The organism is Flavobacterium sp. (assembly GCF_039930565.1).
In the GTDB taxonomy this organism is placed as follows: domain Bacteria; phylum Bacteroidota; class Bacteroidia; order Flavobacteriales; family Flavobacteriaceae; genus Flavobacterium.
On sequence record NZ_JBDTTP010000117.1, the window covers coordinates 1 to 8,554 of the forward strand.

Below are 8,554 nucleotides of genomic sequence, written 5' to 3' on the forward strand. Positions count from 1 at the left end.
CGGAGCAGATTTATTATTGCGATATGGATCCTGAACAGGAAAAATTATACGAAAAGGAAAAATCAAAAGCCCGTAATTTTTTACTTAAAACTGACGGATCAAGTCCCGACAAAATTAGCATTATCAATACGTTGATGAAGTTAAGGCAGCTGAGTAATCATCCCAAAATGGTCGATCAGGAATCAGAAATTGATTCCGGGAAATATATTGCTGTAATTAATTATCTTGAAAATTTAGTAAAAGCCAGGCAAAAAGTTATTATTTTTAGTTCATTTGTTACTAATTTGAATTTTTATACCGATTGGTGCCAGGAAAACAAAATAGGATTCTGTGAAATTACAGGCGAAACCCCTGCTCAAAAAAGAGAACAACAGGTTAATCTCTTTCAGGAAAAAGAAGAACCTTTGCTGTTTTTTATTTCGCTTAAAGCGGGAGGCGTTGGTTTGAATATCACGAAAGCTTCTTATGTTTTATTTTTGGATCCTTGGTGGAATCCTTTTGCAGAGAAACAAGGCGTTGGAAGAGCACACCGAATTGGACAGCTGAATAAAGTAAATGTCATAAGATTCATTTCGAAAAATACGGTAGAAGAAAAAATAATCAAATTGCAGGAAAGCAAAAAGCTGTTGTCAGATTCCCTTTTAGAAGAAAGTTTTATCAATGAAGAACTTGAAACTAACTTAGAATACATCCTGAGTTCTTAATAAATTGTTTTTATAACCAATAAAATGGTATCTTATTCGTTATATAAAATTGTTATATTTACAATCTTACACCTAATAAGATGCCAAATTTTTTGATTAAAACCCTTCTTTTGTTTTTGATTTTTACTTCGGCAACAGCCCAGGAAGTACAAACTGAAGTTATTCCTCCTTACAATATCAAAACCGTTTCGTTTGTTCAAAACGGAAGTAATGTTGTGCCAATATTTGAATTAGGTTCGGGATTTGAATTGCAGTTTGATGATTTATTTGGAAATGAAGCCAATTATTATTTTGAAATTACCCATTGCGATTATAATTGGAAACCCAGTAATATTCCAAAAACGGATTATATTCTTGGTTTTGACAATCAACGAATTGTTGATTATACGAATTCTTTTAATACACTTCAGGTGTACTCTCATTACAGGATTGCATTTCCTAATCAGTTTACCACACAGTTACGAATTTCAGGAAATTATATGTTGAAAATTCTGAATGAAGACAGAGAAGTTGTTTTCTCCAGGAAATTTATTTTGTATGAAAACCGCGCTACCGTTTCCGCTCAGGTTAAAAGAAGTCGAAATATTAGCAATATAGAGAACAAGCAGAATTTGGATTTTTCGATATCATCAACCGAAATTGCTTTTCAAATGCCTTTGAAAAATGTAAAAGTACTTTTAATTCAGAATGGTAATTTCGATAATGTGATTAAAAACGTACCTCCACAATATACTCTTGGAAATCAATTGGTTTATAAATACGATAGCGAAACACAATTTTGGGGAGGAAATGAATTTTTATATTTCGAAAACAAAGACATCCGCGCAGCAAATAATAATGTTGGAAAAATAGGTGCAAACAGTGACATTTACAATGCCTTTTTATACACTAATCCGGCAAGAGGCAATCAGATTTACAGTGTTTATCAGGATGTTAACGGAAATTTTGTGGTCAAAAACATTAACGCTTCCAATAACGAAATCGAGGCCGATTATGCCTGGGTTTATTTTAGCCTTTCAGCTCCGGCATTCCGATTAAACAAGGATATCTACATTACCGGAATGTTCAACAATTACAGCCTGTCGCCAGAATACAAAATGGATTATAATGCCGAAAAAGGAGTTTATGAAAAGGCTGTAATGATCAAGCAGGGATTTACTAATTTTCAATATACAATTGCTGATAAAAACGGAGCTATTGATTATGAAAATGCAATTGACGGAAATTTTTACCAAACTGAAAATGAATATACTATTTTGGTTTATTATCATGAAAACACAGACCGCTATGAAAGAGTGATCGGAAAAGGCAACGCAAATTCATTGAATATTATTAATTAAACATTGTAAAAAAGGATTTCAATTGAATCATTTTTTTTTTGTAAGTTTGCAATTATAACACACACATATATACCACTTTAATATGGTTTCTCAGATAACAAGAGGCATAAAAATATCTGTTTTGACTAGTTTTGAAGGTACTTACTTCAAAAACTACAAGATTCATTTTGCCTTTAGTTATGTTGTAACAATCGAAAATCACAGTAAGGATTCTGTACAATTAACTTCTCGTCACTGGGAAATTTTCGACTCATTAAACGATCTTGAAGTTGTCGATGGAGAAGGTGTTATCGGAAAAAAGCCAGTTTTAAAGCCTGGTGAAAATCACACCTACAGTTCAGGTTGTTTGTTATCATCTCCTTACGGTGCGATGAAAGGTCATTTTAATATGATTAATTTTACCACAACCAAAATTTTCAAAGTAATAGTTCCTACTTTCAGGATGTGTGCACCTTTTGCCCTAAATTAACTGATAGCAATTTCTATCACATCTTCTTTAGTAATTGCATACACTTTATCATTTTCTGTTGGAATCAAATAGTAATTTCCTGTAAACTCTCCAAACGCCGGAAAAATCATTTGATTTGGTTTTCTGAAAAAACACGACAAACTTAAAAACTGTTTTCCCAATCCTCTTAATTGTATTCCGGGATGAATGTGTCCGCAGAAATTAAATAATCCATTTTCCTCCGTTGGATGATGCGTCAGTAAAAAATCATCTATTACTAATTCGGAATAAATCTCAATATTCAAATCGGCATAATATTTCTTTGAGATGATATCGTGATTTCCTTCTACTAAAATTATTTTATGGTAATAGGTTTTACTCCACTGCACAAACAAATCCCATTCTTTATTCATTTTACTATGAAATAGATCACCTAAGAAAATAATAGTTGTCGGACTAAACAAATCCAAAACTATTTTTAATCGTGTAAAATTCTCAAAAATGGCATCATTCGGAATTCCAATTCCATGTTTTCTGAAATGTGCTACTTTGCCTAAATGCACATCAGAAATCAAGAGTATCTTTTTTTTCTCCCAAAAAGCAGCCCCGGATTGGTGGAGAATAAAATCCTGATTGTTTATTATAATATTCATATTTAAATATAGCAAACCTTTTACACTCATCAAAATTATTTCATGTAACTGGCTGTCATTTTTTTGATTCTTTCGGCTAAAGTTTCACTTGATAATTTTTCACGAAGACGATCTGTGATTATTGGAAAACTAAATGGCGTTGGCTTTTTACATTGTTTCCATACAATCGTTTGCTGGTTAACCCTTTCCAAAGCCTGAATCAAACGCCCTTCTTCCAACTGATGTTCAAATGTTTCAGAATAAGCTTGCTGAAGCAATAAATTGTCCGGTTCATAGTCCCTGAAAACTTCAAAAAGCAATTGCGAACCGCTCTGCAAATGTTTTGTTTTAACAGGTTTTCCGGGCATTCCTGTAAAAACAAGTCCCGCAATTACGGCAATATCCCTGAATTTCCTTCTGGCCATTTCGGTTAAGTTGAGGCTCTTCTGCAAATCATGGTGTACATATTCTGTTGAAAATAAATTATTATCAAAAACAGACTCCATATCAATTTCCTGATCAGAAAGTAATTCAAATCCGTAATCATTATACGCCAGTGAAAAAGTGATTGGCGATAATAAACTAATTCTATAAGACAAAATACTGGCTAATGCTTCATGCACAAACCGACCTTCGAAAAGATAAAAAACAGCATGAAAACCTTCCCGGGTTTTAAAAGTTTCTATTAAAAATTCATCTGCATCCGGAACAATGCTTTCTTTTCGCTGCCTTGTAAAAATAGGTTGCAAAGCTTTTAATTCGGGAGTTAAATCTTCACTATTTGCGGCATATAATTCTTCCCGCAGCAATTCACTCATTTGTACCGACAATGCCATTCGTCCGCCCATCCAGCTTACAGTTCGTGATTCTTTTTTGGGATCTGCTTTTCGTACCAAAACCTGCATATTTTTTACACGAAATAGTTCCAGTCTTTTTCCGGCAAAAGTAAATACATCTCCCGGCTGTAGTTTTGAGGCAAACCATTCCTCAATATTTCCAATATAACCGCCACTTAAAAACTTAACGTTCAGTGATGCATCGCCAACAATGGTCCCGATTTGCATTCTGTGATGCATAGCAATCAATCGGCTGTTAATTTTAAAACGCCCGTCTTCTTCGACTTCTACTTTCTTGTATTCGTCATAGGCCTGCAAACTCTGACTTCCATTGGTAATAAAGTTTAAAATCCAATTCCAGTTTTCTTTAGTTATGTTTTGATAACAGAATGTTTGTCGGACTTCTTCAAAAATTTCATCAGGGAAAAATCCGTCAGAAACTGCCAAAGTATTTAGATATTGCACCAAAACATCCCAACTGTTCAAATAGGGAATCCGGTCTTCAACTATGGTTTTTTCAACTGCTTTTTTAAGTGCCGATGCTTCAATCAATTCAATAGCATGCGTGGCAAGAAAATAAATTACACTTTCTTTTCCTGGCTGATGACCGCTTCGTCCTGCTCGCTGTAAAAACCGGGCAACACCTTTTGGTCCGCCTACCTGAATGATAGTTTCAACAGGGGCAAAATCTACTCCCAAATCCAGACTTGAAGTACAGACTACTACTTTTAATTCTTCATTTCTAATGGCATTTTCAACCCACAAACGCGTTTCCCTGCTAATACTTCCGTGGTGCATCGCCATGTCTCCGGCAAATTCAGGATATTTTTCGAGGATTGCCTGGAACCACATTTCGCAGGCAGAACGCACATTCGTAAAGATTAAGGTGGTTTTGCTTTTCCGTACTATTTTCGCAACCTCATCGATGAGATGCAATCCCATGTGACCACGCCAGGGATAACTGTCCATTTTATCAGGCAATATCGAAAGTACTTTTATTTTTTTGTTGATGTTGGCTTTGATTAAAACCGAATTTTGATACGCTTCAGAATTTAATCCCAATAGAACTTGTTGAGCCAGTTCGAGATTTCCGATGGTAGCTGAAATTCCCCATATACGCATTTTGGGTGCAACGGTTTTTAATCGTGACAAAGCCAATTCCATTTGAACGCCACGTTTTGTACCTAACAGTTCGTGCCATTCATCGACCACAATCGCAGAACAATTGGCAAAAGTTTTCGTAAATTCTTTTGAGGCCAGAAGCAATTGCAGACTTTCAGGAGTAGTAACCAGCAGATCAGGCATTTTTTTACTTTGCTTTGTTCTTTCGCTTTGGGAAGTATCACCTGACCGGATTCCAACTGTCATTTGTGTATCCAGATCATTCAGAATTCTTTCGGCAGCTTGTTTTATTTCTACTGAAAGCGCCCGTAAAGGCGTAATCCAAATGGCTTTTAATCCGGGTTTATGTTTGGTTTTATAATTCGGATTTTTCTTCATGTAATCGAGAACTATTGGAAACCATAACGCATATGTTTTTCCGCTTCCGGTTGGAGCGTTCAATAATCCGTTTTTTCCTTGCAGAAATGCTGTCCACGTTTGGGTTTGAAAAGGAAACGCTTTCCAGCCCTGAGTATGAAACCAGTTTTCTGCAATGGTATATAGTTCTTCTCTGTTCATTTATCAGCTAGTTTCGGCTTTATGAAATCATACTTTTTAAATCTTCAATTGAATTGGCTTCTTCAATTTTTTTGTCCTGTCGCCATCTCAAAATCCTTGGAAAACGGGTGGCGATACCGCTTTTGTGTCTTTTGGAAAGTGCGATGCCTTCAAAACCAATTTCGAAAACCAATTGTGGTGTTACACTTCGAACTGGGCCAAATCGTTCAAGCGTATTTTTCTTTATAAAATCATCTACTTTTCTGAATTCGGCATCGGTTAAACCGGAATACGCTTTGGCAAATGTAACCAGTTCGCGTTCGCCATTATCGTTGGTTTGCCAAAGTGCAAAAGTATAATCAGTGAAAAGATTCGAACGTCTTCCATGACCTCTCATAGCATAAGTTAAAACAGCATCAATAACTAAAGGTTCTATTTTCCATTTCCACCAGTCGCCTTTTTTTCTTCCTACCAGATAAGGCGAATTGTTTCTCTTTAACATCAAACCCTCACTTTTCATTTCACGGGCACGCATTCTTTCATTGGATACATCTTCCCAGGAATGGAGTAAAACTCTTTCCGATAATTGAAAATTGGGCGCTTTATCCTTGATTAAATGATATAATTGTTCCAGTAATAACCTTCTTTCGGCGTAAGGTAAGTTTCGGATATCCTGCCCTTCCCATTCTAAAATATCATACGCTTTTAAAATTACAGGCACTTTATCCAGCAAACTTGCCGATATGGTTTTTCTTCCAATTCGGGTTTGTAGGTCATTAAAAGTACCGATTTCCCCTTCTGTAAAAGCTAAAATTTCAGCGTCGATAACAGTTCCGTTTGGAATGATTCCGACAAAAGACTTGAATTCAGGATATTTATCGGTAACCAGCTCCTCGCCTCTTGACCAGACATAAATTTCGTTTTCACGGATAATCGTCTGTGAACGGATTCCGTCCCATTTGTGTTCAATGGACCAATCCTCAGGATTTCCTAAATTATCCACTTCACCTTCAATTGGATATGCCAGATAAAAAGGATACGGTTTCGATAAATAATCACTGCTTTTTTCATCCAGAATCAACTCCTGAAACGTAATGGTATTCGGATCCCAATTACCCATTAATTTATAAGCCAAAGCATCTTCATCAACATCTTCTGCTTTCGATAAGGCACGTGTCATTAATTTTTGGCTTACGCCGATTCGTAAGCTTCCGGTAATTAATTTGGTAAAAACGAAGCGTTCATAATAATTCAGCGCCAGCCAATTTTCATGCAAATATTCTTTTTTCTCAATATCTGATTTCTTTTTTAACGCAATGATTTCCTGAAGATATTCGGTTAGGCTTTTATCGGAATGTTCTTTTGTGGTTGGAATAATCAAAGCGATCGTTTCTGCCAAATCACCCACAATATGATAACTTTCCTCAAAAAGCCATAAGGGAATATTTGCCAGTTCATTGGCCCAAATTCGTAATAAAGTGGTATTAACAGGTCTCGGTGGACGACGATGTGACAAAATCGCAATGGTCCATACTTTATCTTCCGGCGAAGCATTTTTAAAATACGTCGTTAAAGCATCGACTTTTACATTCGTTTTATTCGAGCTGTCGAGTGTTTTTATGAGTTGGGCGAAATTTTTCATTTACAGTTCGTTATGTTCAGAAATAATTGAAGTCTCATTTTGTTCAAATACAACTTCCTTTTCATCCTTTTCCATTTCTGCCGCTTCGCCTTCGTATTGTGTTTTTTCGGTTCTGGCATCGTAACCCAATTCCCTTAAATATTTGGAGAAAATATCGGTATAACCGTGTGTACAGATTATTTTTTCTGCACCGGTTGCTTTTATACTATCCAATAAAGAATACCAATCGCAATGGTCACTTAATACAAAACCTTTATCAATCGCACGTCTGCGTCTTGCACCGCGAAATGCCATCCAGCCGCTTGCTGAACCGGTTACAAAAGGGGTCATTTTTCTGATCCAGATACTTCCGTGCGCACTTGGCGGAGCGAGAACAATATTTCCTGCGAATTCTTCTTTTTTGGTTTCGCGTGTTACCAAATTTGTTGGCGGAAAATTAACCATCGGACGCAACACATTGGTCATGTTCTCTATGGCTCCGTGCGTGTATATTTTACCGATATCGGTATCGAGATATTTTAAAAGCCGTTGTGCTTTTCCTAGAGAATAGCCAAAAAGAATGGATGTTTTTCCTTCGGCTTTATTCTCTGCCCACCAATTATTGATTTCTGTAATGACTTCTGTCTGCGGAGTCCAATTAAAAGCAGGTAATCCGAAAGTACACTCGGTGATGAAAGTGTGGCATTTTACGACTTCATAAGGGACTGAAATTCCATCGTCTTCTGTTTTGTAATCACCAGTAAAAACCCAGACTTCGCCTTTATGTTCTACGCGAATCTGAGAGCTTCCAATAATATGTCCGGCGGGATGCAAAGAGAATTTTACATTGTTGATAACGAAGGTTTCTCCCCACTCTTTTCCCGTAACGTTAATTTCTCCCAAACGATGACGGATAATAGGTACATTGGTATGATGTGTAATATAATTTTGATGTCCCCAGCGGGAGTGATCGGCGTGACCGTGCGTAATGATAGCATTTTTAACAGGCTTCCACGGATCGAGATATACATCAGCTTGCTGGCAATAAATACCTTTATCGTTAAAAGCTAAAAGCGGAATTTTCATAGTGTAAAAAGTTGAAGCAGCTCAAATTTAAATCTTTATCATTTAAACGATTTTACAGATTGACTGCAATAGTTTATTAAATTACAACATTTTAATATTGTGTTGTGATATAATCAAAATAACCTTTGTACTTTTGTGAAAAATTAAACAATTCGTAATTTTAAAATATCTCGTCCCATGTTAAAAGGATTCTTTCATGTACCAAAAGCGGTAAACGAACCGGTAAAA

At 36.1% G+C, this 8,554-nt stretch carries 7 protein-coding genes; 3 read left to right on the forward strand and 4 right to left on the reverse strand.

Annotation, left to right across the window (positions count from 1 at the left end):
• The 3 genes from ABI657_RS18300 to apaG all read left to right on the forward strand — a co-directional run.
• Positions 1 to 704 (forward strand): helicase-related protein (locus ABI657_RS18300; protein ID WP_348098713.1); only part of this gene is annotated, 704 nt, incomplete at its 5' end.
• Positions 705 to 784: 80 nt separating this feature from the next.
• Complete coding sequence (locus ABI657_RS18305; RefSeq protein ID WP_348098714.1) at positions 785 to 2,044, forward strand: DUF5103 domain-containing protein; 1,260 nt, start codon at positions 785 to 787, stop codon at positions 2,042 to 2,044.
• A gap of 82 nt (positions 2,045 to 2,126) precedes the next feature.
• Positions 2,127 to 2,513 carry a Co2+/Mg2+ efflux protein ApaG gene (gene apaG, locus ABI657_RS18310; RefSeq protein ID WP_110348906.1) on the forward strand — a complete coding sequence of 129 codons (387 nt, stop codon included), beginning with the start codon at positions 2,127 to 2,129 and terminating at the stop codon, positions 2,511 to 2,513.
• Here the strand turns inward: apaG and pdeM are convergent.
• From pdeM to ABI657_RS18330, 4 genes are read right to left on the reverse strand one after another with little or no spacing between them, the layout of a single operon-like run.
• Positions 2,510 to 3,145, reverse strand: coding sequence for a ligase-associated DNA damage response endonuclease PdeM (gene pdeM, locus ABI657_RS18315; protein WP_348098715.1), 636 nt, complete (start codon positions 3,143 to 3,145; stop codon positions 2,510 to 2,512). The genes apaG and pdeM overlap by 4 nt on opposite strands.
• A gap of 35 nt (positions 3,146 to 3,180) precedes the next feature.
• Entirely contained in the window at positions 3,181 to 5,640 is a 2,460-nt protein-coding gene (locus ABI657_RS18320; protein ID WP_348098716.1) for a ligase-associated DNA damage response DEXH box helicase, read from the reverse strand.
• Positions 5,641 to 5,659: 19 nt separating this feature from the next.
• Positions 5,660 to 7,261, reverse strand: coding sequence for an ATP-dependent DNA ligase (locus ABI657_RS18325; RefSeq protein WP_348098717.1), 1,602 nt, complete (start codon positions 7,259 to 7,261; stop codon positions 5,660 to 5,662).
• The gene (locus ABI657_RS18330; protein WP_348098718.1) at positions 7,262 to 8,326 is read right to left on the reverse strand and encodes a ligase-associated DNA damage response exonuclease; all 1,065 of its coding nucleotides are present in this window, start codon (positions 8,324 to 8,326) and stop codon (positions 7,262 to 7,264) included. It lies immediately after the preceding gene.
• Positions 8,327 to 8,554: the final 228 nt, after the last annotated feature.